A 24,372-nucleotide genomic window follows, 5' to 3' on the forward strand; every position below is an offset into this window, starting at 1 on the left:
ATTAGAAAAGAAATACGCGCCTATAACATATGAAGCCAATAAAAAAAGGATGCACTTTGAAAAGGGATAAGGTATTATGATAAGGTGTGAAAAAATTACATATTATTTGTTATTAAGGAGGCACTACTTGTGGCTGATTGGTTAATTGGTTTAATCATGGGTGCTGTTGAAGGGTTAACAGAGTTTCTACCAGTATCATCAACAGGACATATGATTTTAACAGGACATTTAATTGGATTTGACGATGAGAGAGCGAAAGTTTTTGAAGTTGTTATCCAATTGGGATCGATTTTAGCAGTTGTTGTTATATTTTGGAAGCGTCTATGGTCGTTAGTTGGAATAGGTAAAGTAACAGACGGACCATCGTTAAATTTATTACATATTATTATCGGGATGATTCCTGCTGGGATACTTGGCGTGTTATTCCATAGCACTATTAAAGAGGTTTTATTTGGTCCAGGACCAGTTGTTATTAGCTTAGTAGCCGGTGGTATTTTAATGATTGTTGCTGAGAAGTTTTCGAAACCAAGTACAGCAAGAACGTTAGATGAAATCACATATAAACAGGCATTTACAATTGGAATGTTTCAATGTTTAGCTCTTTGGCCAGGATTTTCTCGTTCTGGTTCTACAATCAGTGGTGGTTTATTAGCTCGCGTGTCGCATACAGCGGCAGCTGAATATACGTTCATTTTAGCGGTACCGATGATGGTAGCTGCAAGTGGATTAGATTTAATTAAAAGCTGGGATGTATTAAGCTCAGCAGATATAACGCTATTTGTAACAGGATTTGTAACTGCATTCGTTGTTGCGATGCTTGCAATTGTTTCATTCTTGAAATTATTATCTCGTGTGAAACTAACACCGTTCGCTTATTATCGTTTCATTTTAGCTGCGGTATTCTATTTCTTCATTATGTAATAAAAAAACCTGCCGAGCTCGGCAGGTTTTTTATTTTACTATTTTTTTCACCATATTTTCCATTACATGCTCCCAAAGAGAAGTATCATCAGCTAATGTAGCACGGAAATTAGCATACATTTCTTTTTGTTTTTCTTCGAATGTTGGATCTTCTTTTTCGGGTAATGTAGCGCGCATTGAAGTTACTAATTCTTGTACTTTTGGAGCGCGTGGTCCAAAGACGGCTTGTTCATTTCCATCTTTATCAATGAAAATAAAGATTGGAATCGCACGTGCTGTTCCATTTGTTAAATATTGATCCATTAATTCTAAGTTTTCGTCGCGAATTAATAAACTCATTTCAATATTTGCAACTTCAGAAATTCGTTTCATAACAGGTACGCATAAAAGAGCATCGCCACACCAATCAGCAGTTAATACGATAACACGCCAGCCGTCATTTTGACGTTCTTCTAATACAGGAAGTAATTCATTTGGAATTAAAAAGTTATTGTAAATGTGTAGTAGCTCGTATTGGTTTACTTGCATTTCATTCACATATGTATCAAAGGACATACCTTTATCAGCCCATTGTTGTAAGTTCATAATTAACACCTCTTTAGTAAGATTTGCTTTCATTGTACCAATTTTTATATAGAAAAGCTTGTATTCTTACTCTTTCTCGTCACTTAATAACTTATTTAAGAGGAAAAAGAATAGTACGACACATAATTCAGCTATGTTGGACATTTGTACGCTTTCTATCCAATCATCAGCAGTATGAATGACGAACCAATCTAGTGTAATTTCAATGAATGAGAAAAGAGTAATAGAAATCCAATTTGGCATGTTTTGTGTCAGTGGATATAGCAGCGCTTTGAAGAAACTGAAGATGAAAAATGTAATACTGTCTAAGAAAGTGATTAATAAAAAAAAGAGAAGTAACGCAATACGTGAACTATACTCTATACCTGTAATTTGAAAGATTCCTACATATACAAAAAATATAAATGCAAAAATTATAATGAGAAAAAGAGCAATAATACTAATGATAATCGTTTTATCTTTTAGGCTGAGATTTGAGAATTTCTCCTCCTCATGCATTAAGATACCCCCTTTTTCTGGAAGTTAACTTCATTTTATCATGAAATACATATTAAAAAACTACGAATTATGGGAAAATAAGGTGACAAAAAGTAAGATTTCATGTAAAATTATTAATAAGGTTTTTATTTAACTAAATGAAATAAAAGGAGCTGTCAAAGTTGTCTCAAAATCGAGAGCAATTAATGGAAGAACTATCGACAAATGTGTTTGCTATGTTTCGCACATTGCGTAATGATATCGGAAAAATATTTGGTGGTTACATACCGTGGAATGAATTCATCGTCCTGAGAATATTAAATCGTACGAATAAAGAAATGGTATCGCGTGTAGCAAATGAATTAAATGTGTCGAATAGTCATATTACAGCTGTTACAGAAAAATTAATTAATAAAGGTTTTGTAACTCGTTCACGTTCTACATCAGATCGCCGAGTTGTGTATTTAGAGATTACAGAACAAGGGAAAGATTTAGTTGCGAAAATGGAAGATGCGAAAAAACAATATTTACAAGAAAGATTCTCTGCACTTTCAGAAGATGAAATGAATGTAATGATTTCAATTTCCAAAAAACTTATTTAAGTGATTATAAACAAGAAAACGCTTACGTGATGAAATAGAAGATCTTCCTTATATATGGGAGGTCTTCTTTCATGTGTAATAGATGTTAAAAAATAAAATGTGTATGAAAAAAGATAGAGCGCCATACTACTAATACAAGGAAGGGAGGGAGAAATATGACGAATCGTAACGGTAGTAAAGGGAGCGGTAATCAAGGATCACCAAAGTCCGGCCAGTTTAATCAGGAATTTAGCACTGAATTTGAAACTGGTAATGATAATAAAGGGAAAGAATATCGTTCTAAAAAAGGGAGTAAATCAAAAAAGGAGTGAAATTCATCACTCCTTTTTTGATTTAAGATGCTGCCGATTGATCCGTATTATATTTTTCTTCTGATTTTGCGACAATCATTGCGCAAATTGCATCACCAGAAATGTTTACAGCTGTTCTAGACATATCTAAAATACGGTCAATACCGATAATTAAAGCGATACCTTCTACTGGTAGATTTACTTGATTTAAAACCATTGTAAGCATTACAAGTCCAACACCAGGTACACCAGCAGTACCGATACTAGCTAGTACAGCAGTTAATACGACCATAGCTAATTGCGGTAATGTAAGTTCAACTCCGTATACTTGAGCGATAAATACAGTGGCTACCCCTTGCATAATGGCAGTACCATCCATATTAATAGTTGCCCCTAGTGGTTGTACAAATGAGCTTATCGCTTTTGGAACGCCAAGCTTATCTTGTGCTGTTTTCATTGCAAATGGAAGCGATGCATTAGAGCTAGATGTACTAAATCCAATTGCCATTACTGGTCCGAAATGTTTAAAGAAACGAACAATACTTTCTTTTGCTAATACCTTTAATAAGCCGCCATATACAAAGACCCCGTGAATAATGAGTACTAACATAACGACAATCATATACTTGAACATCGCAGCGACGCCTGCAAGCCCCATTTTACCAACGGATGAAGCGAGCAAACCGAATGTTCCAATTGGGGCTAATTTCATAACGAGATTAACAAGATACATCATTAATTCGTTGCCCTGTTCAAGTAATGAATGGATACCTTGAACTCGTTTTCCTAAAATAGCTATACCGAGTCCAATCAATACGGCAAAGGCAATGATTTGTAACATGTTTCCGTCAGCCATCGCTTTTGCTGGGTTATCTGGTACGATATTTAGCAATGTGTCGACGAAAGATGTTTCAGTTTTTGCACCTTCATACTTAAGACCTTCTGTTTTAAAATTACCGCCAGCTCCTGGTTTTATAATAAGTGCAAATGTAACCGCTATAGAGATGGCAACCGCAGTTGTTACGAGAAAGAATGAAATTGATTTTAAACCGATTCTTCCAAGTTGTTTCGGATCTCCAAGGCCGGCAGCACCAAGTACGATAGAAATGAACACAACAGGAACAACTAGCATTTTAATAAGTCGAATAAACAATTGACCAATTGGGTTGAACACAAATTGATTTAGTGGCTCAAAGATAGATGGAGCAGCTAAATTTAGAGTGAGTCCAACAACTAGACCTAGAAATAATGCGATTAAGATTGCTTTTGTTTGTTTCAATAAAATCCCCCCTTTTGTTTTTGCGAAATTTCTTTCTAAAGTAATTATACCGAAAAAATACCTAATTTGACAATATTTTCTGAATTTTTCGTTTTTGTTTAAGTGTAGATAGACTGATTTTGTGTTTGGAAAATAAAATAGACCATCACATAGGATGGTCAAGGGAAGGGGACAATTTATGTCAATTTAATTAGGGATGGAAGTTGCTTTAAGACACTGGGGAATGTCTTATAAATTAGGGAGGAACAACTTCGATACATATACTATAAAAGGTAGATGTGACCTCTGTGTGAACATAGAGTGAAAGAGAGAGGGAGTTTTAAATAAAAGATAGAAAGACAAAAAAATAAGACCATCGTATATAAGATGGTCAAGGAAGGGGACAATTTATGTCAATTTAATTAGGGATGGAAGCTATTCAAAGACACTGGGGAATGTCTTATAAATTAGGGAGGAACAGCTTCGATACATATACTATAAAAGGTGGATGTGACCTCTATGTGAACATAGAGTGAAAGATATGGGGATTTGAAAAATAGTACATATGAAATTGTTATTGCTAGCAATATTGAGTTAGGATATAGAGTTTTCCAGCATAAAACGAAAAGGAATCTGAATATAAATAAAAGTTGTAATCTATGAAAAAAAGGATTATGCTCAACTATATTATGAGAATATAAGGTTTGTCCCAATTATTTAAGGGCTTTTAAAAAGCTTTTTATTGTATGAGGGGAAAGCTTCACTTTAATAAGGGAGTTAGTGATATGGACGTAACAAAAAAACAAGGGCTGTATAATCGTCTTATACGATTAAACCCACCACAAATATTAGCATTAGGCTTTTTCTGCTTAATTGTGGTTGGCGGTTTGTTATTAAAATTACCATTCGCAACGAAAGTACATATTAGTTGGGTAGATGCTTTCTTTACAGCAACGTCAGCAGCGACCGTAACTGGTTTGGGAGTAGTGGATACAGCAAGTACATTTACGATGTTTGGCGAAATTGTTATTATGTTTTTAATTCAAACAGGTGGTCTAGGTCTTATGACAATTGCCATTTTAATTGTTTGGGTACTAGGTAAAAAAATCGGATTACGCCATCGTTTATTAATTGGAGAAGCATTTAATCAAACAAATATAGGTGGTCTTGTAAAATTAGTAAAGCGTGTCTTTATATTTTCGATTTGTATTGAACTTATTGGGGTCATCTTTTTATCGTTTCGCTTTATTCCAGAGTTTGGTTTTGGAAAAGGTTTATACTATAGTATTTTTCATGTAATTGCATCTTATAATAATGCAGGATTTGCTTTATGGCCAGATAATTTAACAAGATATGTAGGGGATCCTATTATTAATATTGGGATTTGCTCTTTAATTGTAATTGGGGGACTCGGTTTTACCGTATTAATTGATATATGGTATAGCCGCAGTTTTCGAAAATTATCACTTCACTCAAAAATAATGATTATTGGAACAGTAGTGCTAAATGTTATAGCAATGATTGTAATTTTTGTATTGGAATATAATAATGTGAAGACGTTAGGGAATTTATCTTTAAATGAAAAACTATGGGCTTCCTTCTTTCAAGGTATTACTCCGCGGACAGCTGGATTTAATACGGTTGACTATGGAGGTATGGAAGAATCATCTATATTATTTACGATGATTTTAATGTTTATTGGTGCAGGAAGTGTATCGACAGGTGGAGGAATTAAATTAACGACGTTTGTTATCTTAATTACATCTGTCCTTTCTTTCTTTAGAAAAAAGGAGGAAATTGTTTTATTTCAGCGTACAATTAAAATGTCGACAGTAACGAGGGCCTTAGCGATTGCTGTTGCCAGTCAAATACTTATTTTAGCAGCGGTATTCATATTAATGCTTACAGAAAACTTCAGCTTTATTCAATTATTATTTGAGACAATATCAGCGTTTGGCACAGTCGGATTAACGATGGGAATTACTGCAAAGCTATCGGCATTCGGAAAATGTATTATTATGTTTGTTATGTTCTGCGGATTAATTGGACCATTAACACTTGTGTTCTCTTTAGCGCGACCAGCAAAACAAAAAATAAAATATCCATCGGAAGATGTGTTTACAGGATAAGGTATCCCGCGTTAAGCGAGATACCTTTTTCTTTTTTAGAACAGGGAGAACAATAGACCAATAAGTGCTACTCGGAATAAAATTGCGATAAGTGCAGCAATTCCACCGACAACTGCAGCGATACCGCCAGTTACAGTAGCTCCGCGATTATAAGCGTAAATACCGAGTAAAACAGAAACAAGACCAAATAGTGTTGGAAATGTAAATAGCGATAAGATAGATAGCGCAAGAGCAATAAAACCAGCAGTTGATCCAGCAGCGGACGATTTTACAACATCTTTATCGTCTTTATCATCGTAATCATAATCAATGCGTTGTGGTGCAACCTCAGCGGCGTACTCTTCTTTATAGTCACTATAATCACTATCTATTCTATCTTTTCTTTTATAATCATCAAATTTCTCAGTCAAAGTCATGACTCCTTTCATAACAAGGTTCAATAGTAGTATGTATCTCTTTTTCTTTTTTATCCCGCTATTTGTGAGAGTCGAGCTACGTACACATCCCACTGATTAAAGTTTCACTATACCGGAGCATGTACAGGGAGTAGTATCTTTTAAAAGGAGGAAAATGTTTTCTTGAAATAGGAAAAGTTAGTATGACTTCCTCTATTTTGGAAAATATAAAAAGGAATAATGAGGAAAGGGTGCAATACATAATGGAACATCCAATTGAAAATTTAATGAAAACGGCAATGACAAATTTAAAAGAAATGGTAGATGTAAATACAATTGTTGGGAGCCCGGTTTCAACAGCTGACGGAAATGTAGTATTAACAGTATCTCAAGTGGCTTTTGGTTTTGGAGCTGGTGGAAGTGATTTTAAAGGGGATTTCATTACTGAAAAACATAACGGTGGGCAAAATCAGCATAAAGAGAACAAACAAGGGCATCCATTTGGAGGAGGAAGCGGGGCTGGGGTTTCCATTAGTCCAGTAGCTTTTTTAGTAGTTGGTTCTAATGGAGTGCAAGTATTACATCTCAACAGCAGTACACATTTAATTGAAAAGGCTTTAAATACTGTACCAAGCACTGTAGATAAATTTGTGAATGGTCGTCAAAAGTGAACTTGCATTTTTTAGGAATTATGATATATTAGAAAAAGTGCGCTTTAGGATGATCGGAATAATTGAAATGTAAATATATATGATGTGTGGAATAAGGGAGAGGAATTTATGATTAATATCAAAAACTTAGTAGTTGGCTTATTTATGTTAGTAAGCGGCTTTGTTGTATATGTAATAAAAGAAAAAGCTCCATTCTAAAACAGACAAACCGTTAATGTCTGTTTTTAATTTGCGGAAAAATATTGACAAGTTATTGTATTGGTGTTAGAATTTTAATTCGTGTCTCGGTTACAGCTAGTGTAAAGTAAATATCTCTTATGAATGCAATACGAAAAGTTTGCGAAAGATCGGGTAATTTTATCAACAACTTTTGTGAACAAACCCTATAAATTGTATTTGTAAGCTATATATGTATACTAGTGAATCAAGGAGCGGTCAGTGGAACCGTAATGATGAGAGAGAGGTAGGGCTTTCATCCAGTATATGTTACTTTCCCGTTAGGTGAATATAAAAAAGAGGACTCCTTTTAAAAGGAGTCCTCTTTCATTTTTCAAGTGCGACTTTCAACTTGTTGACAAATTTCATCCGTTGTTAAACCGTGAGCTGTAATGACTGATCCTTTAATTGATGTATCTGCAATGCCCATCACATTAGAATCTTGCCCAGTTACAACGCAACAATCACACCCTTGTGCATCCTGTTCTGAGTTAAGTGTAACAACTTCATGACCTTGTTGCTGAAGAGCTTGTTGAACGTCTGTTAATGAGTTTTCAACGCCAATTCTAGCCATAATTCTCACCTCCTACCATCTAATTGCTAGTATGCTCAAGTTCACTGCATTTATGAAAAGATGGTAGGAAGTAAATCTTTGTTTAGTCGTTATATACGCCAGTAAGCATTTGACTAACGAATTGATCGTTTAATGTATCTTGGGCAGAAGAAGTATTTGAATGGATGTCGATTGAAGCAATAAAATGATTATGTTCTTGCGTATTTGGTTCTACCTCTACGTAATTATCGAATTTACAAAAACCTTTCGTATCCATTAGATCAAATAATTGCAGCATTTCTACTACCTCTTGTCTCGTTCCTTTAATTTGTACACACGCCATATTTATTTCCTCCTTCATTTTGACAAATTGTTTTTTAAAAATAGGATTATGATTACGAAATGAAAAATATGAATGTTATTTTTAGACAGCGCTATTTTTGTTATTTTCCCCCTTTTTCAGCAAAAGTCGTTATATATTCCCGGATTTATAAAATCGGACGTCCGTTTATTGAATACAATAGATTCGCATCAATTGATGAAAATCCTTCTTTTAAACAAATATTTTTTTAGTGGAAATTGGCGAAAAAAATTTTTTGACTTTTTGTAAACGTTAACAATGTTGTTAAATCAATATAAGTAAAGAAGTACGTACGATTAAAAATTATAAATTTTCTAAAAATTCACTTGATTTATTTAGAAAGGAGAGTAAACTAGGAAACAATAAAAAATTCATAGAACATAGGAGGCGCTTCTAGTGAATGAGCAATGGATTTTCTTAAATGGAGAATTTGTTCCAAAAGATGAGGCAAAAGTTTCAGTATATGATCATGGCTATTTATATGGCGATGGAGTGTTTGAAGGAATTAGAGTTTATAGCGGTAATGTTTTCCGTTTGAGAGAGCACCTTGTCCGGTTGTATGAATCAGCAAAATCAATCCTTTTAGAAATTCCATATTCATTAGATGAAGTAACAAATATTGTTGTTGAGACGATTCGACAAAATAAATTATCTAATGGATACATTCGCCTTGTTGTATCAAGAGGAGCAGGAAATCTTGGATTGGATCCCGATTCATGTAAGAAGCCGAATGTAGTAGTAATTGCAGAACAATTATCTTTATTCCCACAAGAATATTATGAGAAAGGGATTCCAGTTGTAACAGTTGCAACGCGCCGAAATCGTCCCGATGTTTTATCCCCTCAAGTAAAATCTTTAAATTACTTAAACAATATTTTAGTTCGTATTGAAGCGAAATTAGCTGGAGTACAAGAAGCACTTATGTTAAATGATCAAGGATATGTAGCTGAAGGCTCAGGAGATAACGTGTTTATTGTTAAAGGAAATAAATTAATTACACCACCAAGTTCTGCTGGAGCGTTAGAAGGTATTACACGAAACGCCATTTTAGAAATCGGCGAAAAACTTGGATATGATGTAAGAGAAGAGTTATTTACAAGACATGATGTATATGTAGCTGATGAAGTGTTTTTAACAGGAACAGCTGCTGAAGTTATTGCTGTTACGACAGTAGATGGTAGAACGATTGGCTTAGGGCAAACAGGTCCACATACGAACCGTTTATTAGAAGAGTTTCGTAAGTTAGTTGTAGAAGATGGAGAGAAAATTTACGAAGAAAATAAAGTTGGATAACAACTTTTTTAACATAAGAAAGCGTTGATAGGGAGGAGTAGTTGATTGTGAAGCCTCACAGAGAGTCGGTGGTTGCTGAAAACCGATGGTTCACGTCGACGAACATCGCCCTTGAGTGCTAAGCTAAAGCATTTGTCTAGGCTTAGACGGTAGCTCCGTTATTAGCTAGATCCATTTATGGATCACTGAGGCAAGAGTATTCTTGCAAAGAAGGGTGGTACCGCGAAATCTTTCGTCCCTTCAGCACATAGCTGGAGTGTGGACGTAGGATTTTTTTATTGTATAAAAGTTTGAAAAAGGGGGCTTATAAGAACAATGTCTTCAAAAACGGAAGAGAAACTGGCAACTGGTGCACAGCTATTGTTAGAAGCGCTAGAAAAGGAAGGCGTAAAAGTGATTTTCGGTTATCCGGGTGGTGCCGTTTTACCTCTCTATGATGCACTGTATGATTGTGAAATTCCGCATATTTTAACAAGGCATGAGCAAGGGGCAATTCACGCTGCTGAAGGGTATGCCAGAATTACAGGGAACCCAGGGGTTGTAATTGCAACGAGTGGACCAGGTGCTACAAATGTAATTACGGGTCTAGCGGATGCGATGATTGATTCATTGCCACTTGTAGTATTTACAGGCCAAGTAGCAACAACGTTAATTGGGAGCGATGCTTTTCAAGAGGCGGATATTATGGGACTTACGATGCCAGTGACAAAACATAACTATCAAGTGCGAAAGGCCTCAGATTTACCTCGAATTATTAAAGAAGCATTTCATATTGCTAAAACAGGAAGACCAGGACCAGTCGTTATTGACCTTCCGAAAGATATGGTAGTCGAGAAAGGTGAGCGATGTAGCAATGTACAAATGGATTTACCAGGATATAACCCTAATTATGAACCGAATCTACTTCAAATAAACAAATTACTACAAGCAATTGAAACCGCAAAAAAACCGTTAATTTTAGCTGGAGCAGGTATACTGCATGCGAAAGCTTCGAAAGAATTGACAAGTTTTGCCCGTAAATATGAAATCCCTGTTGTGCATACGTTACTTGGACTTGGTGGTTTTCCGCCAGATGATGGGCTATTTCTAGGGATGGGGGGAATGCACGGTTCTTACACAGCCAATATGGCGTTATATGAATGCGACTTACTCATTAATATAGGTGCGAGATTTGACGATCGTCTTACTGGGAATTTAGCTTTTTTTGCTAAAGGGGCGACTGTTGCACATATCGATATTGATCCAGCAGAAATCGGGAAAAATGTGCCAACAGAGATTCCTATTGTTGCAAGTGCTAAGCGGGCGTTAGAAGTATTGCTTCAATCAGAAGGAAAGAAAGAAAATCATCATGAATGGCTCTCTTTATTAAAGAGTAGAAAAGAAAAGTATCCATTCTCTTATAAACGAAATTCTGAAAGTATTAAACCTCAATACGCGATTGATATGCTATATGAAATCACGAAAGGAGAAGCGATTGTAACAACAGACGTTGGGCAACATCAAATGTGGGCAGCACAATACTATCCGTTGAAAAATCCAGATAAATGGGTAACTTCTGGCGGATTAGGAACGATGGGGTTCGGATTTCCAGCAGCAATCGGTGCGCAAATTGCAAAGAGAGATGAACTAGTTATTGCAATTGTTGGTGATGCTGGGTTTCAAATGACTCTGCAAGAATTAAGTGTATTAAAAGAACACGCTTTACCCGTTAAAGTATTTATTTTAAATAATGAAGCTTTAGGAATGGTAAGACAATGGCAAGATGAATTTTACAATCAAAGATATTCACATTCTTTATTGCCATGCCAACCAGATTTCGTCGCTCTTGCGAATGCGTATGGTATAAAAGGTGTTCGTATTGACGATCCACTTCTTGCAAAGAAGCAAATCCAGCATGCGATCGAATTACAAGAGCCAGTCGTAATCGATTGTCGTGTACTTCAATCAGAGAAGGTTATGCCGATGGTTGCACCAGGAAAAGGTGTTCACCAAATGGAGGGAGTGGAAAAAGGGTGAAGAGAATTGTTACAGCGACAGTTCGAAATCAAAGTGGTGTGTTAAACCGAATTACAGGGGTTATGACACGAAGACATTTTAATATTGAAAGTATTTCAGTAGGTCATACAGAATCATCAGATATATCGCGAATGACGATTGTTGTACACGTTGAAAGTGAACAGCAAGTTGAGCAGTTAATTAAACAACTTCATAAGCAAATCGATGTTCTGAAAGTATCAGATATTACAGAAGAAGCAATGATTGCTAGAGAGCTTGCTCTTATTAAAGTAGCAACTTCTGTAGCGAGGGCAGAATTATATAGTTTAATTGAACCATTTCGAGCCGCTGTAATAGATGTTGGGAAGGATTCCATAGTTGTGCAAGTAACAGGTACGCAAGATAAAGTAGAAGCGTTAATTGAATTACTTCGTCCATACGGTTTAAAAGAAATTGCTAGAACAGGTGTAACAGCATTTACACGTAGTATGAAAAAACAAGATAAGCAAGTTATGTTAATTCAATAATCATTTAAATATAGGGGGAAATGAAAATGGCAAAAGTTTATTATGAGAAAGATGTAACAGTAAATGTATTAAAGGAAAAGAAAGTAGCAATCATCGGATATGGCTCGCAAGGTCATGCGCATGCGCAAAATTTACGTGATAACGGATTTGATGTAGTAGTAGGTTTAAGAAAAGGTAAGTCTTGGGATAAAGCGAATGAAGATGGGTTTTCTGTATATACAGTAGCAGAAGCAGCGGAAAAAGCTGATGTAGTAATGATTCTATTACCTGATGAATTACAACCAGAAGTATATGAAGCTGAAATTGCACCAAATTTACAGGCTGGAAACTCTCTCGTGTTCGCACATGGATTTAATGTTCACTTTGATCAAGTAAAACCACCAGCTAATGTAGATGTATTTCTAGTAGCGCCAAAAGGACCGGGGCATCTCGTACGCCGTACGTTCGCCGAGGGAGGGGCTGTTCCTGCATTATTTGCAGTATATCAAGATGCAACAGGAGTTGCGACTGAAAAAGCACTTTCTTATGCTGACGGAATTGGAGCAACGAGAGCTGGTGTATTAGAAACGACGTTTAAAGAAGAAACAGAAACAGATTTATTTGGAGAGCAAGCTGTACTCTGCGGCGGAGTAACTGCACTTGTAAAAGCAGGATTTGAAACGTTAGTTGATGCGGGATACCAGCCTGAACTTGCATATTTTGAATGTTTACATGAACTGAAGCTAATCGTTGACCTTATGTATGAAGGTGGACTTGAAAATATGAGATATTCAGTTTCAGATACAGCGCAGTGGGGAGACTTCGTATCAGGACCACGCGTTGTTACTGAAGATACGAAGAAAGCGATGGGGGCAGTATTAGCAGAAATTCAAGATGGTACATTTGCAAGAGGCTGGATTGCAGAGCATAAAGCAGGAAGACCAAATTTCCACGCGACAAATGAGAAAGAGAATGAACATGAAATCGAAGTAGTAGGACGTAAATTACGTGAAATGATGCCTTTCGTACAGCCGCGAGTAAAGGTAGGGATTAAATAATATGAAGCAGATTTTGTTCATGGATACAACGCTTCGTGATGGCGAACAATCACCAGGAGTAAATTTAAATGAACAAGAGAAGTTACAAATTGCTAGGCAATTAGAGAGGCTTGGTATTCATGTAATGGAAGCTGGATTCGCGGCAGCTTCCGAAGGTGACTTCCAATCGGTAAAACGCATCGCGAATACAATTCAAAACGCTACGGTTATGAGTTTAGCTAGAGCGAAAGAAAGTGACATTCGAAGAGCATATGAAGCTGTGAGAGGCGCTGTATCTCCTCGTCTACACGTATTTCTAGCTACGAGTGATATTCATATGAAATATAAACTTTGTATGTCAAAAGAAGATGTGTTAAATAGTATTCATCGCTCGGTTACGCTCGGAAAATCATTATTTCCGACAGTACAATTTTCTGCAGAAGATGCGACAAGAACATCGAGAGCATTTTTAGCTGAAGCAGTAGAAATTGCGATTCGAGCAGGAGCGAATGTAATTAATATTCCGGATACAGTTGGATATACAAATCCGGAAGAGTATTATTCTCTTTTTAAATACTTACAAGAATCCGTTCCATCATATGAAAAAGCGATTTTTTCTTGTCATTGTCACGATGATCTTGGTATGGCAGTAGCAAATTCGTTAGCTGCGGTTGAAGGGGGAGCAGTGCAAGTAGAAGGAACGATTAATGGCATTGGAGAAAGAGCAGGGAATGCAGCGTTAGAAGAAGTTGCAGTAGCTCTTCATATTAGAAAAGATTTTTATAAAGCAGAACCTTCGATGACTTTAAAAGAAATTAAGGCGACGAGTACATTAGTAAGTAGGTTAACGGGTATGGTTGTACCGAAAAATAAAGCAATTGTTGGAGCGAATGCATTTGCTCATGAATCAGGCATCCACCAAGATGGGGTTTTAAAAGAAGTAACAACTTATGAAATTATCGAACCAGCGCTTATAGGAGAATCTCAAAATCTCTTTGTACTTGGGAAACATTCTGGCCGTCATGCGTTTACGGAAAAAATGAAAGAGCTTGGTTATGAATTTACAAATGAAGAGCGAGATGCGGCATTCGAAGCATTTAAAAAATTGGCGGATCGTAAAAAGGAAATTACTGAGGAAGATTTACGCGCAATTATGCTTGGTGAAGCAGCATTTGCAGCCCAGCAATATAACATTACGCAATTACAAGTGCATTTCGTATCAAATAGTACACAATGCGCAACAGTTGTGCTGAAGGATGAGGAAGGAAATGTATATGAAGATGCAGCCACTGGTTCTGGTAGTATTGAAGCGATATACAATGCGATTCAAAGAATTTTAGGATTAGAATGTGAATTGGCAGATTATCGCATACAATCTATTACACAAGGTCAAGATGCACTTGCTCACGTTCATGTTGAATTAAAAGAAGGTAGTCACCAAATATCAGGTTTCGGAGTTGCGCAAGACGTATTGGAAGCGTCGGCGAGGGCTTATGTCCATGCAGCAGGGAAATTAAAATCTCTTATAGCGCTTGTGAAATAAATAATTGATAGGTGAGAGAAGCTTTCCTCACCTATCAAATTAAAGTTCTGAAAATTCAGTTAAAAGGAGTGTTAAAAATGGAAAAACGTATCGTTTGTTTAGCTGGTGATGGTGTCGGTCCAGAAGTAATGGAGAGTGCGAAGGAAGTATTGCATATGGTAGAAAGGCTATATGGACATCATTTTCATTTGCAAGATGAGTACTTTGGTGGTATTGCTATCGATTTAACTGGGCAACCATTACCACAGCGAACACTTGCCGCCTGTTTAGCGAGTGATGCGGTTTTACTTGGAGCAGTAGGTGGACCAAGGTGGGATAGTGCGAAAGAAAGGCCTGAGAAAGGATTATTAGCATTAAGAAAAGGACTCGGTGTATTTGCGAATGTTCGCCCTGTAACGGTAGAAAGTGCAACTGCACATTTATCACCATTAAAAAACGCTGATGAAATTGATTTCGTTGTCGTTCGTGAATTAACAGGCGGAATTTATTTTTCTTATCCGAAAGAGCGAACGGAAGAAGTGGCGACAGATACACTTACGTATCATCGCCATGAAATTGAACGTATCGTTTCGTATGCTTTTCAATTAGCAAATAAGCGGAAGAAAAAAGTAACATCTATTGATAAAGCGAATGTTTTAGAGTCTAGTAAATTATGGAGAACTGTGACAGAAGAAGTAGCACTTCGCTACCCAAATGTGGAAGTAGAACACATTTTAGTAGATGCAGCAGCTATGGAATTAATTCGGAATCCAGGAAGATTTGACGTTATTGTAACGGAAAATTTATTTGGTGATATTTTAAGTGATGAGGCTTCAGTATTAGCTGGATCATTAGGAATGCTTCCATCAGCAAGTCACGCTGAAAAGGGACCTTCATTATATGAGCCTATTCACGGATCAGCACCGGATATTGCGGGGAAAAATAAGGCGAATCCAATTGCGATGATGCGTTCTGTTGCAATGATGCTTGGGCAATCGTTCGGATTAACGAGAGAAGGATATGCAATTGAAGAAGCAGTTTCTGCAGTCCTTAAATCAGGGAAATGTACAGCAGATATCGGGGGGACTGAAACGACAACTTCATTTACAAAGGCAGTTATTCAAGAAATGGAAGAGCAAGCGTTAGTAGGGAGAGGAAGATAATGGGAAAAAGGTTACTAGATAAGCTTTGGGAAAGACATGTAGTTGCGACTAATGAAAATGGATTGGATTTATTATATATCGATCTACATCTTGTTCATGAAGTAACGTCACCGCAAGCCTTTGAAGGCTTGCGGCTTACAAATCGAACAGTCCGCAGACCAGATTTAACATTTGCAACGATGGATCATAATATTCCAACGAAAGATGTTTGGAATATTACCGACCGCATTGCGAAGCAGCAACTAGATACACTTCGGCAAAACTGTAAACAATTTCAGGTGCCATTAGCGGATATCGGAGATGAAGAGCAAGGGATCGTTCATGTAATAGGACCAGAACTTGGACTCACACAGCCAGGAAAAACGATTGTTTGTGGTGATAGTCATACAGCAACACATGGTGCTTTTGGCGCACTAGCGTTTGGTATTGGTACGAGTGAAGTGGAACATGTATTGGCAATGCAAACGTTATGGCAACGAAAGCCGAAAGCGATGGGCATTGAGTTAAAAGGAAAGTTACCGCAAGGTGTCTATGCGAAAGATATTATTTTACACCTTCTTTCAAAGTACGGAGTAGCAGTTGGAACAGGTTACGTAATGGAATTTTACGGAGAGGCCATTCATGCTATGGATATGGAAGAGAGGATGACGCTTTGCAATATGGCAATTGAAGGGGGAGCAAAGGCTGGCATTATTGCACCAGATGAAAAAACGTTTGCTTACGTAAAAGGGCGTAAATATGCACCGAAAGACTATGAATCTATTAAGAAAAAATGGTCAGAACTTTATACAGATTTAGATGCAGTTTATGATTTACATATTCTAGTAGATGTTACGGATTTAGCGCCGTACGTTACGTGGGGAACAAATCCTAGTATGGGTGTTCGGATCGATGAGAAATTGCCAGAAAAGCATGATGCAAATGACGAAAGAGCGTTTTCTTATATGGGATTGAGTCCCGGACAAAGTACGTATGACATTCCAGTTCAACATGTTTTCATTGGATCTTGTACAAATTCTAGGCTTTCTGACTTAGAAATTGCTGCATCTGTCGTGAAAGGTAAAAAAGTAAAAGAAGGTGTGCGAGCACTTGTTGTACCTGGATCTCAAAGGGTAAGAGAAGCAGCGATGCATAAAGGATTACATCGCATATTTGAAGAAGCTGGATTTGAATGGAGAGAGCCCGGATGCTCAATGTGTCTAGGTATGAATCCGGATCAAGTGCCTGAAGGAGAACATTGTGCCTCTACGTCCAATCGCAATTTTGAAGGAAGACAAGGAAAGGGAGCACGAACGCATTTAGTTAGCCCGGCAATGGCGGCAGCGGCTGCGTTATATGGTCATTTTGTTGATATTAGAAAGGAGAGTTATGATGGAGCCATTTCGTATTCATAAAGGTACTGCCGCAGTACTGATGAATGATAACATTGATACAGATCAAATTATTCCGAAGCAATATTTAAAGAGAATTGAAAGAACTGGGTTTGGGAAGTTTTTATTTGATGAGTGGCGATATGATAATAATCGCCAAGAAAACCCTAATTTCCCGCTTAATGCACAAGAAAGAAAAGGAGCCAGCATATTAATCACAGGTGATAATTTTGGATGTGGCTCGTCAAGAGAACATGCTCCATGGGCACTTGCTGATTATGGTTTCCGCGTTATTATCGCTGGAGGATTTGCCGATATCTTTTATATGAATTGTATGAAGAATGGCATGTTACCGATTGTAATGGATAAAGATATGCGTGAACAACTTGCTAAAACAGATGCGAGGGAACAAATTACAGTTGATTTAGAAAATGAAATAATGACAACGAATACGCATAGATTCCATTTTACGATCGAGAAAATGTGGAAAGAGAAGTTATTGAATGGTTTAGATGAAATTAGTATTACAATGCAATATGAACAAGAAATAAAAGAGTATGAAAGAAAAGTGGCTTTACATTAAAAAAATGACGGAATATTAAAAATGTATTTACATTCAAAATTAACTGTTATATACTATGTGAAAATCAGAGGAGAAAGGGAGTAAGTATTATGAATATCGTGCAATCTATTACAATGCTTACACAACTACATCATCATACATGAAACCCTTGAACCTAGCGTGAAAACGTGTAGGTACAAGGGTTATTCCCGTTGTACCTACACTCTACTGAAGAGCCTTGTAGGTATTTTGTCTACAAGGCTCTTTTTATTTTCGGCTTAGGGGAATGAAATAGGCATACATTAGAAGGGGAAAGGTGTGAAAATTTAGATGACAAAATGGAAACGAGCAAACCCGAATGGAACGAGAGATTATTTATTCGAAGAATGTACGTTAATTGAAGAAGTAGAACAAAAATTAAGGCTTACTTTTTTAGAGAGAGGTTATGAGGAAATAAGAACACCTACAATTGAATTTTATGATGTTTTTGCATTTCAAAATAGACCGATAGATGAAGAGAAGATGTATAAATTTTTTGATGAAAAGGGAAGGATTATCGTTTTACGTCCAGATATGACAATTCCTTTAGCGAGAGTTATTGGAACACAGAGATGGGATACGCCACTTAAAGTGACGTATAGCGGGAATGTATTTCGAGCGAATGAATCCCATTCTGGAAAATATAATGAAATCGTACAAAGTGGTATTGAAGTTATCGGGATTGATAATGTAAGAGCTGAAATTGAATGTGTAATAAGTGTCATTCAAGCACTTCAAAAGTTGAAGGTGCAATCTTTTACAATTGAGATTGGGCAAGTACAGTTATATAAATGTATTGTAAAAAAACTCTCCATCCAGGATGAAGAAGAAAGGGTACTTAGAACGTATATAGAAAGTAAAAATTATGCAGCCCTCTCAAATTTTATCGGAGAAAAGAAATTAGATCGATGCGATGAGACAGTAAGATTACTTGAGAAATTGCCAAGGCTATTTGGAAATTTAGAAGTTATTGAGGAAGCAGAAAAGCTTGCTTCAAGTAATGAAATGAAAATGGCAATTGCAAGAGTAAAAGAAATGTATGAAACAATTGAAACGTTAGGATATGGTTCTTACATATCAATTGATTTGGGCATGATTCAACACTTAGATTACTATACGGGTGTTATTTTCAAAGGATATATATATGAAATTGGAGAAGAAATCGTTAGTGGCGGAAGATACGATGAGCTAATTGGGAATTTTGGAGAAATGCTGCCAGCTGTTGGACTCGCGGTACAAGTAAATCAAATTGTGAAGGCACTGCAAGAGCAGCAAGAACCATATGAACGAAATCAAATTGATATTGTGATTCATTATGAGTTAAATAGATTAGCGGAAGCAGAAAGGTTACGAAATTTACTTCGAAAGGATGGGAAAAATGCTTGGTTATCTCTATTCTCTAATTTAAGCGATACCTTTCAATTTGCAAGAAAAAATAAAATAGGAACGGTCGTTGAGGCACAGAATGAATACTTAGTGGAATATGTATGGAATGAGAAATGGGTAGTCCAGAAAGAAGGAGAGGCTTCATGCGTAACATTCAAATTGCGTTAACGAAAGGAAGATTAGAAAAACATGTCATTCCACTTTTTGAGCAGATTGGAATTGATTGTTCCGAGCTCAAAAATAAAGGTCGGAAGCTTGTATTTCAAAGTAAAAATACAAATGTTTCATTTATTTTAGTAAAAGCGGTTGATGTTGCTACTTATGTAGAACATGGGGTAGCTGATATTGGCATCGTTGGAAAAGATATTTTAATGGAAAACGAGAAAGATATTTATGAAATGCTGGATTTAGGAGTGGGGATTTGTAAGTTTTGTGTTGCTTCTATTCCTACGTATAATCCGAAGAGTTACCGGAAGAAAAGAATCGCTACGAAATACCCCCATATTACTTCTACTTATTTTCATGATAAGGGAGAGGATGTAGAAATTATTAAGATAGAAGGTTCTGTAGAAATCGCTCCTCTTCTTGGATTGGCAGATGCGATTGTAGATATTGTTGAAACAGGAAAAACATTACAAGAGAATGGACTCATTGTATTTGAGGAAATGTACTTTATATCGGCTCGGATGATTGTAAATAAGGCAGCCTTAAAAACTAAAAAAGACGAAATATTCAGCATTATAAATATGATGGAGCAAGAAATCTTATCAGGGAAATAGGAGGATTTAAAATGGAAATCATTTATGAAGAATTTAAGGAGGCATTATCTAAAATAAAAGTGCTAAGAGAAAACGCTAATATAATAGAAGAAACTGTTCAAAGAAGTGTAAGAGAAATCATTAGACATGTAAGGGAAGGGAAAGATGAGGCTTTATCTTTCTATACAAAAAAGTTTGATGGTGTAGAGATGAAAAATTTTCGTGTAAGTGAAGAAGAAATACAGCAAGCGAGTATGTTTGTAGAGAATTCATTTTTAGAAGCTTTAAAAGAGGCGAAGAAAAACGTTGTTTCGTATCACGAAAAGCAAAAGAAGCACTCAATATTCGATTGTGAAAGTAAAGGGATAATTAGAGGGCAACTCATTCGGCCGTTAGAAAATATAGGTGTATATGTACCGGGTGGGACAGCCTCATATCCTTCTTCAGTATTAATGAATGTATTGCCGGCGAAACTCGCAGGTGTGAAAAAGATTGTAATGGTAACACCGCCGAGGAAAGGAGGAATTGATCCGCATATATTAGCTGCTGCAGATCTTGCGGGAGTAGATGAAATTTATACGATAGGTGGCGCACAAGCAATTGCTGCTTTAGCATACGGGACGGAATCGATTCCGAAAGTGGATAAAATAGTTGGACCGGGAAATTTGTACGTCGCTCTAGCGAAACGAGAAGTATACGGAATAGTAAATATCGATATGATTGCTGGTCCATCAGAAATTGTAGTTGTCGCGGATGAAACAGGTAATGCAAAATATATCGCAGCGGATTTATTATCGCAAGCAGAGCATGATGAGAGAGCAACGGCGATTTGTATTACAACGAATATGGAACTAGCTAAAGAAGTAGAAAAAGAGGTAGAAAGACAGTTAGAAACGTTACCAAGAAGTGAAATTGCACGTGAATCAATAAATAGAAATGGAGCCATCTTTATCGTTCCTTCTTTAGAGGAGGCGCTAAAGTTATCAAATGAAATTGCTCCAGAACATTTAGAGTTACATATAAAAGAACCAATGAATGCTCTAGATTATGTGAAACATGCAGGCTCTATTTTCCTTGGGCCATATTCACCTGAACCGCTCGGGGATTATTTAGCGGGACCGAATCATGTATTACCAACGAGCGGAACGGCAAGATTTTTTTCTCCGTTATCAGTCGATGATTTCGTGAAAAAATCAAGTTTTATTTCTTATACGGAGGAAGCATTAAAAAATGTACAGCATCATATTGTAGAGCTTGCAAATAAAGAAGGGTTACATGCACATGCGAGAGCAATCCAAATAAGGTTTGAGGAGGAAAAATAATGCGTCAGTCCAGTCAAGCACGTGAGACGACAGAAACAAAAATTAAATTAAATTTGCAGCTTGATGAAAGTACAAATGTATCTATTCAAACAGGGGTTGGTTTTTTCGATCATATGCTTACTTTATTTGCTAGACATGGAAGATTTGGATTGCAGGTTGAAGCAGAAGGTGATGTATTTGTCGATGCACATCACACCGTTGAAGATGTTGGAATTGTACTTGGAAATTGCTTGAAAGAAGCATTGCAAAACAAAGAGGGAATTAATCGTTACGGTTCTGCGTATGTACCGATGGATGAATCTTTAGGATTTGTCGCAATTGATATAAGTGGACGCTCATATTGTGTATTTCAAGGGGAATTAACAAATCCGAAGCTCGGGGATTTTGATACAGAATTGACGGAAGAATTTTTTAGAGCAGTTGCACATGCTGCCAATATTACATTACATGCGCGCGTTCTATACGGAAGTAATACACATCACAAAATTGAAGCATTATTTAAAGCTTTTGGTAGAGCGCTTAGAGAAGCGGTCGAAAAAAATGCCAACATTACTGGTGTAAATTCAACGAAAGGAATGTTGTAATTGATTGCCATTATAGATTATGGAATGGGGAATATTCGCAGTGTAGAGCAAGCATTAAAATATATTGGCGCAGAGTACATTGTAACGAGTGATAAAAAAGAGATATTGAGAAGCGATGGCGTGATTTTACCGGGAGTAGGTGCATTTCCGAAAGCGATGGACGTATTAGAAGAAAGAGATTTAGTGTGTGTACTAAAAGAGGTTTGTGATATAGGAAAACCACTCCTCGGTATATGTTTGGGCATGCAGCTTTTATTTGAACGAAGTGAGGAACTAAAAGATTGTAGCGGGTTAGGTTTACTACCAGGGGAAATTCGTAAGTTAAAAGTTTCGTATAAAATTCCTCATATGGGATGGAATGAATTAAGGAAGGAAAGAGAATTTCCGCTTTGGAATGGATTAGTGGATGGTTCTTTCGTGTATTATGTTCACTCATATTACGCGGATTGTCCAGATGAAATTGTATGCGGAGTAAGTGATTATGGAATGCAAGTACCAGGGTTTGTCGCGAAAGGAAATGTATTTGGTGCACAGTTTCATCCAGAAAAAAGTGGCGAAATTGGCATGCAAATATTAAAAAATTTTCAAGGGGTGGTAGAAGCATGGAAATCTTCCCAGCTATCGATTTAAAAGAAGGACGATGCGTTAGACTTTATCAAGGAGAGTTTAGTAAAGAAACGGTGATGAATGAAGATCCAGTAGCGCAGGCGATCATATTTGAAAAGCTTGGAGCGGAAATACTACACATTGTTGATTTAGACGGTGCAATTGCTGGCGAGTCTTTAAATTTGCCCGTCATTGAAAAAATCTGCAAGGCGGTACGTATTCCTGTGCAAGTGGGAGGAGGAATTCGTTCACTTGTAACGGTGGAGAAGTTATTGTCAGCAGGTGTAGAAAAAGTGATTTTAGGAACAGCAGCTCTTTATGATAAGTCATTTTTAGAGGAAGCAGTTCGTCTATATAAAGAGAAAATCATTGTTGGAATTGATGCGAAAAATGGTTTCGTAGCAACGAGAGGTTGGCTTGATCTATCTGAAATTTCTTACGTTAGTTTAGCGAAACAAATGGAAAGTTTAGGTGTTCAAACGATTGTGTTTACAGACATTTCGAAAGACGGGACGCTTGCAGGTCCAAATTTTGAACAATTAGCGATACTTCAAAAAAGTGTGGGCATTCGTCTCATCGCCTCTGGAGGAGTGGCATCTATTCAAGATGTGAAAAAGTTAAATGATATGAATATATATGGTGTCATAATTGGAAAGGCGCTTTACGAGAAAACAATTGATTTAGAAGAAGTATTACAGGTAACGAAGTTATGTTAGCGAAACGAATTATTCCATGTCTAGATGTGAAAGAAGGGCGAGTCGTAAAGGGTGTAAATTTTATAGGATTACAAGATGTCGGTGATCCGGTTGAAATAGCTGAAGCATATAACGAGGCAGGGGCAGATGAAATCGTATTTTTAGATATTACGGCGACTCATGAAGGAAGAAAAACGATTATAGATGTTGTAGAAAAAACAGCAGCAAAAGTATTTATTCCTCTTACGGTTGGCGGGGGGATATCAAGTGTGAAAGATATGTACAATTTACTAAGAGCTGGGGCAGACAAAGTTTCAATAAACTCAGCGGCAGTGCGAAACCCGAAGTTAATAGAAGAAGGGGCAGAACACTTTGGATCACAATGTATTGTCGTGGCAATTGATGCTAGAAAAGTAGCAGAAGGTAAATGGAACGTATATGTCAACGGCGGAAGAGTTGACACAGGAATGGATGCCATAGAATGGGCGAAGCGTGTTGTTAAACTTGGGGCAGGTGAAATTTTGTTAACGAGTATGGATGCAGATGGAACGAAAAGCGGATATGACCTTCGTTTAACAGAAGAAATTTCAAAAAGTGTTTCTATTCCAGTCATCGCATCAGGAGGCTGTGGTCATACGGATCATATTATAGAAGTTTTTCAAAAGACAACGGTTGATGCAGCGTTAGCGGCATCCATCTTTCATTATGGTGAGGCGACAGTGCAGAGTGTAAAGCGAAAATTAAGAGATGCAAATATTGAGGTGCGGTTATGAAACCTAATTTTTCAAAAGGATTAATACCGGCAATTGTCATCGAAGAAGGTACGAAAGACGTTTTAATGCTAGCTTATATGAATGAAGAAGCATATAAAAAAACGTTAGAGACGAAAAGAACATGGTTTTATTCTCGTTCGAGGCAGTCGTTATGGAATAAGGGGGAAACATCAGGGAATGTTCAATATGTGCAATCTTTATATTTAGATTGTGATCAAGATTCAATTGTTGTGAATGTGAAACAAGTAGGACCTGCTTGTCATACGGGAGAGAAGACATGTTTTCACTATCAAATTATATAGG

General features: G+C 36.9%; 28 protein-coding genes and 1 other annotated feature. Of the genes, 22 read left to right on the plus strand and 6 right to left on the minus strand.

The window, feature by feature from the left end; all coding sequences use genetic code 11:
• Positions 1-129: 129 nt before the first annotated feature.
• Positions 130-921: a bacitracin resistance undecaprenyl-diphosphatase gene (gene uppP / locus ACTFN4_RS07900; RefSeq protein WP_000796253.1), complete on the plus strand. Its 792-nt coding sequence runs from the start codon at positions 130-132 to the stop codon at positions 919-921.
• 30 nt (positions 922-951) lie between these two features.
• On the opposite strand, the gene ACTFN4_RS07905 is transcribed toward uppP, so the two are convergent.
• Positions 952-1,539: a thioredoxin family protein gene (locus tag ACTFN4_RS07905; RefSeq protein ID WP_072939643.1), complete on the minus strand. Its 588-nt coding sequence runs from the start codon at positions 1,537-1,539 to the stop codon at positions 952-954.
• 33 nt (positions 1,540-1,572) lie between these two features.
• Positions 1,573-2,004, minus strand: coding sequence for a YrvL family regulatory protein (locus tag ACTFN4_RS07910; RefSeq protein WP_000544070.1), 432 nt, complete (start codon positions 2,002-2,004; stop codon positions 1,573-1,575).
• Positions 2,005-2,165: 161 nt separating this feature from the next.
• Here ACTFN4_RS07910 and ACTFN4_RS07915 point away from each other — a divergent pair, with 161 nt between their 5' ends.
• Positions 2,166-2,585 carry a MarR family winged helix-turn-helix transcriptional regulator gene (locus ACTFN4_RS07915; RefSeq protein ID WP_000081432.1) on the plus strand — a complete coding sequence of 140 codons (420 nt, stop codon included), beginning with the start codon at positions 2,166-2,168 and terminating at the stop codon, positions 2,583-2,585.
• 155 nt (positions 2,586-2,740) lie between these two features.
• Positions 2,741-2,896, plus strand: coding sequence for a hypothetical protein (locus ACTFN4_RS07920; RefSeq protein ID WP_000184928.1), 156 nt, complete (start codon positions 2,741-2,743; stop codon positions 2,894-2,896).
• Positions 2,897-2,918: 22 nt separating this feature from the next.
• Here the strand turns inward: ACTFN4_RS07920 and ACTFN4_RS07925 are convergent, their stop codons facing one another.
• Positions 2,919-4,154, minus strand: a complete 1,236-nt coding sequence (locus tag ACTFN4_RS07925; protein WP_000814802.1) for a dicarboxylate/amino acid:cation symporter — start codon at positions 4,152-4,154, stop codon at positions 2,919-2,921.
• 764 nt (positions 4,155-4,918) lie between these two features.
• Here ACTFN4_RS07925 and ACTFN4_RS07930 point away from each other — a divergent pair.
• Complete coding sequence (locus tag ACTFN4_RS07930; protein ID WP_000383526.1) at positions 4,919-6,262, plus strand: TrkH family potassium uptake protein; 1,344 nt, start codon at positions 4,919-4,921, stop codon at positions 6,260-6,262.
• A 35-nt stretch (positions 6,263-6,297) separates the two neighbouring features.
• Here the strand turns inward: ACTFN4_RS07930 and ACTFN4_RS07935 are convergent, their stop codons facing one another.
• On the minus strand, positions 6,298-6,672 hold the full coding sequence (locus ACTFN4_RS07935) for a hypothetical protein (protein ID WP_000136541.1): 375 nt from the start codon (positions 6,670-6,672) through the stop codon (positions 6,298-6,300).
• A gap of 188 nt (positions 6,673-6,860) precedes the next feature.
• Here ACTFN4_RS07935 and ytfJ point away from each other — a divergent pair, with 188 nt between their 5' ends.
• Both ytfJ and ACTFN4_RS07945 read left to right on the plus strand, forming a co-directional pair.
• Positions 6,861-7,328: a GerW family sporulation protein gene (ytfJ, locus tag ACTFN4_RS07940; protein ID WP_000204234.1), complete on the plus strand. Its 468-nt coding sequence runs from the start codon at positions 6,861-6,863 to the stop codon at positions 7,326-7,328.
• A 108-nt stretch (positions 7,329-7,436) separates the two neighbouring features.
• On the plus strand, positions 7,437-7,526 hold the full coding sequence (locus ACTFN4_RS07945) for a hypothetical protein (RefSeq protein WP_000608227.1): 90 nt from the start codon (positions 7,437-7,439) through the stop codon (positions 7,524-7,526).
• Between the two features lie 352 nt (positions 7,527-7,878).
• On the opposite strand, the gene ACTFN4_RS07950 is transcribed toward ACTFN4_RS07945, so the two are convergent.
• Positions 7,879-8,118, minus strand: coding sequence for a YkuS family protein (locus ACTFN4_RS07950; protein ID WP_000101022.1), 240 nt, complete (start codon positions 8,116-8,118; stop codon positions 7,879-7,881).
• A gap of 82 nt (positions 8,119-8,200) precedes the next feature.
• Complete coding sequence (locus tag ACTFN4_RS07955; protein WP_000752514.1) at positions 8,201-8,440, minus strand: DUF3911 family protein; 240 nt, start codon at positions 8,438-8,440, stop codon at positions 8,201-8,203.
• A gap of 414 nt (positions 8,441-8,854) precedes the next feature.
• Between ACTFN4_RS07955 and ilvE the strand changes: the two genes are divergently transcribed.
• The 16 genes from ilvE (at position 8,855) to hisI (ending at position 24,371) form a co-directional block, all read left to right on the plus strand.
• Positions 8,855-9,751 (plus strand): branched-chain-amino-acid transaminase, encoded by an 897-nt coding sequence (gene ilvE, locus ACTFN4_RS07960; protein ID WP_001005486.1) that lies wholly within the window; start codon positions 8,855-8,857, stop codon positions 9,749-9,751.
• A gap of 15 nt (positions 9,752-9,766) precedes the next feature.
• Positions 9,767-9,994 (plus strand) — a binding site (T-box leader).
• 72 nt (positions 9,995-10,066) lie between these two features.
• Positions 10,067-11,767 carry an acetolactate synthase large subunit gene (ilvB, locus tag ACTFN4_RS07965; RefSeq protein ID WP_000095868.1) on the plus strand — a complete coding sequence of 567 codons (1,701 nt, stop codon included), beginning with the start codon at positions 10,067-10,069 and terminating at the stop codon, positions 11,765-11,767.
• Positions 11,764-12,273, plus strand: coding sequence for an acetolactate synthase small subunit (ilvN, locus tag ACTFN4_RS07970; protein ID WP_000822952.1), 510 nt, complete (start codon positions 11,764-11,766; stop codon positions 12,271-12,273). The genes ilvB and ilvN overlap by 4 nt, the downstream gene beginning before the upstream one ends.
• A gap of 26 nt (positions 12,274-12,299) precedes the next feature.
• Positions 12,300-13,310 (plus strand): ketol-acid reductoisomerase, encoded by a 1,011-nt coding sequence (gene ilvC, locus ACTFN4_RS07975; protein ID WP_001151740.1) that lies wholly within the window; start codon positions 12,300-12,302, stop codon positions 13,308-13,310.
• A gap of 1 nt (position 13,311) precedes the next feature.
• Positions 13,312-14,832 (plus strand): 2-isopropylmalate synthase, encoded by a 1,521-nt coding sequence (gene leuA / locus ACTFN4_RS07980; protein WP_000809600.1) that lies wholly within the window; start codon positions 13,312-13,314, stop codon positions 14,830-14,832.
• Positions 14,833-14,909: 77 nt separating this feature from the next.
• Positions 14,910-15,974 carry a 3-isopropylmalate dehydrogenase gene (gene leuB / locus ACTFN4_RS07985; RefSeq protein WP_000415365.1) on the plus strand — a complete coding sequence of 355 codons (1,065 nt, stop codon included), beginning with the start codon at positions 14,910-14,912 and terminating at the stop codon, positions 15,972-15,974.
• Positions 15,974-17,368, plus strand: a complete 1,395-nt coding sequence (gene leuC / locus ACTFN4_RS07990) for a 3-isopropylmalate dehydratase large subunit (protein ID WP_439962207.1) — start codon at positions 15,974-15,976, stop codon at positions 17,366-17,368. Before leuB ends, leuC begins: the two co-directional genes overlap by 1 nt.
• Positions 17,346-17,927, plus strand: coding sequence for a 3-isopropylmalate dehydratase small subunit (leuD, locus tag ACTFN4_RS07995; protein ID WP_000433189.1), 582 nt, complete (start codon positions 17,346-17,348; stop codon positions 17,925-17,927). Before leuC ends, leuD begins: the two co-directional genes overlap by 23 nt.
• 309 nt (positions 17,928-18,236) lie before the next feature.
• A complete protein-coding gene (locus tag ACTFN4_RS08000; RefSeq protein ID WP_048538173.1) occupies positions 18,237-19,499 on the plus strand; it encodes an ATP phosphoribosyltransferase regulatory subunit in 1,263 nt (420 codons plus the stop codon).
• The gene (gene hisG / locus ACTFN4_RS08005) at positions 19,475-20,110 is read left to right on the plus strand and encodes an ATP phosphoribosyltransferase (RefSeq protein ID WP_001244493.1); all 636 of its coding nucleotides are present in this window, start codon (positions 19,475-19,477) and stop codon (positions 20,108-20,110) included. Before ACTFN4_RS08000 ends, hisG begins: the two co-directional genes overlap by 25 nt.
• Positions 20,111-20,121: 11 nt before the next feature.
• Positions 20,122-21,411 carry a histidinol dehydrogenase gene (gene hisD / locus ACTFN4_RS08010; RefSeq protein WP_000402931.1) on the plus strand — a complete coding sequence of 430 codons (1,290 nt, stop codon included), beginning with the start codon at positions 20,122-20,124 and terminating at the stop codon, positions 21,409-21,411.
• Entirely contained in the window at positions 21,411-21,995 is a 585-nt protein-coding gene (gene hisB / locus ACTFN4_RS08015; protein WP_001249949.1) for an imidazoleglycerol-phosphate dehydratase HisB, read from the plus strand. The genes hisD and hisB overlap by 1 nt, the downstream gene beginning before the upstream one ends.
• The gene (gene hisH / locus ACTFN4_RS08020; RefSeq protein ID WP_000560360.1) at positions 21,996-22,625 is read left to right on the plus strand and encodes an imidazole glycerol phosphate synthase subunit HisH; all 630 of its coding nucleotides are present in this window, start codon (positions 21,996-21,998) and stop codon (positions 22,623-22,625) included.
• Positions 22,598-23,317 (plus strand): 1-(5-phosphoribosyl)-5-[(5-phosphoribosylamino)methylideneamino]imidazole-4-carboxamide isomerase, encoded by a 720-nt coding sequence (hisA, locus tag ACTFN4_RS08025; protein WP_000402298.1) that lies wholly within the window; start codon positions 22,598-22,600, stop codon positions 23,315-23,317. Before hisH ends, hisA begins: the two co-directional genes overlap by 28 nt.
• Positions 23,311-24,069: an imidazoleglycerol phosphate synthase cyclase subunit gene (gene hisF, locus ACTFN4_RS08030; RefSeq protein ID WP_000880108.1), complete on the plus strand. Its 759-nt coding sequence runs from the start codon at positions 23,311-23,313 to the stop codon at positions 24,067-24,069. Before hisA ends, hisF begins: the two co-directional genes overlap by 7 nt.
• The gene (hisI, locus tag ACTFN4_RS08035; RefSeq protein WP_000803956.1) at positions 24,066-24,371 is read left to right on the plus strand and encodes a phosphoribosyl-AMP cyclohydrolase; all 306 of its coding nucleotides are present in this window, start codon (positions 24,066-24,068) and stop codon (positions 24,369-24,371) included. Before hisF ends, hisI begins: the two co-directional genes overlap by 4 nt.
• Position 24,372 lies beyond the last annotated feature (1 nt).

Source organism: Bacillus cereus group sp. MYBK95-2 (assembly GCF_051915225.1).
Lineage (GTDB): Bacteria > Bacillota > Bacilli > Bacillales > Bacillaceae_G > Bacillus_A > Bacillus_A cereus.

Coding starts and splice junctions, on each gene's coding strand:
- ACTFN4_RS07910 (WP_000544070.1), bottom strand. CDS start 2,004: ATGCATGAGGAGGAGAAATTCTCAAATCTCAGCCTAAAAGATAAAACG.
- ilvC (WP_001151740.1), top strand. CDS start 12,300: ATGGCAAAAGTTTATTATGAGAAAGATGTAACAGTAAATGTATTAAAG.
- leuD (WP_000433189.1), top strand. CDS start 17,346: ATGGAGCCATTTCGTATTCATAAAGGTACTGCCGCAGTACTGATGAAT.
- ACTFN4_RS07930 (WP_000383526.1), top strand. CDS start 4,919: ATGGACGTAACAAAAAAACAAGGGCTGTATAATCGTCTTATACGATTA.
- ACTFN4_RS08000 (WP_048538173.1), top strand. CDS start 18,237: ATGACAAAATGGAAACGAGCAAACCCGAATGGAACGAGAGATTATTTA.
- ACTFN4_RS07955 (WP_000752514.1), bottom strand. CDS start 8,440: ATGGCGTGTGTACAAATTAAAGGAACGAGACAAGAGGTAGTAGAAATG.
- leuC (WP_439962207.1), top strand. CDS start 15,974: ATGGGAAAAAGGTTACTAGATAAGCTTTGGGAAAGACATGTAGTTGCG.
- hisG (WP_001244493.1), top strand. CDS start 19,475: ATGCGTAACATTCAAATTGCGTTAACGAAAGGAAGATTAGAAAAACAT.
- ACTFN4_RS07950 (WP_000101022.1), bottom strand. CDS start 8,118: ATGGCTAGAATTGGCGTTGAAAACTCATTAACAGACGTTCAACAAGCT.
- hisI (WP_000803956.1), top strand. CDS start 24,066: ATGAAACCTAATTTTTCAAAAGGATTAATACCGGCAATTGTCATCGAA.
- hisF (WP_000880108.1), top strand. CDS start 23,311: ATGTTAGCGAAACGAATTATTCCATGTCTAGATGTGAAAGAAGGGCGA.
- leuA (WP_000809600.1), top strand. CDS start 13,312: ATGAAGCAGATTTTGTTCATGGATACAACGCTTCGTGATGGCGAACAA.
- hisD (WP_000402931.1), top strand. CDS start 20,122: ATGGAAATCATTTATGAAGAATTTAAGGAGGCATTATCTAAAATAAAA.
- hisA (WP_000402298.1), top strand. CDS start 22,598: ATGGAAATCTTCCCAGCTATCGATTTAAAAGAAGGACGATGCGTTAGA.
- ACTFN4_RS07920 (WP_000184928.1), top strand. CDS start 2,741: ATGACGAATCGTAACGGTAGTAAAGGGAGCGGTAATCAAGGATCACCA.
- ytfJ (WP_000204234.1), top strand. CDS start 6,861: ATGACTTCCTCTATTTTGGAAAATATAAAAAGGAATAATGAGGAAAGG.
- ACTFN4_RS07905 (WP_072939643.1), bottom strand. CDS start 1,539: ATGAAAGCAAATCTTACTAAAGAGGTGTTAATTATGAACTTACAACAA.
- ilvB (WP_000095868.1), top strand. CDS start 10,067: ATGTCTTCAAAAACGGAAGAGAAACTGGCAACTGGTGCACAGCTATTG.
- leuB (WP_000415365.1), top strand. CDS start 14,910: ATGGAAAAACGTATCGTTTGTTTAGCTGGTGATGGTGTCGGTCCAGAA.
- ACTFN4_RS07945 (WP_000608227.1), top strand. CDS start 7,437: ATGATTAATATCAAAAACTTAGTAGTTGGCTTATTTATGTTAGTAAGC.
- hisB (WP_001249949.1), top strand. CDS start 21,411: ATGCGTCAGTCCAGTCAAGCACGTGAGACGACAGAAACAAAAATTAAA.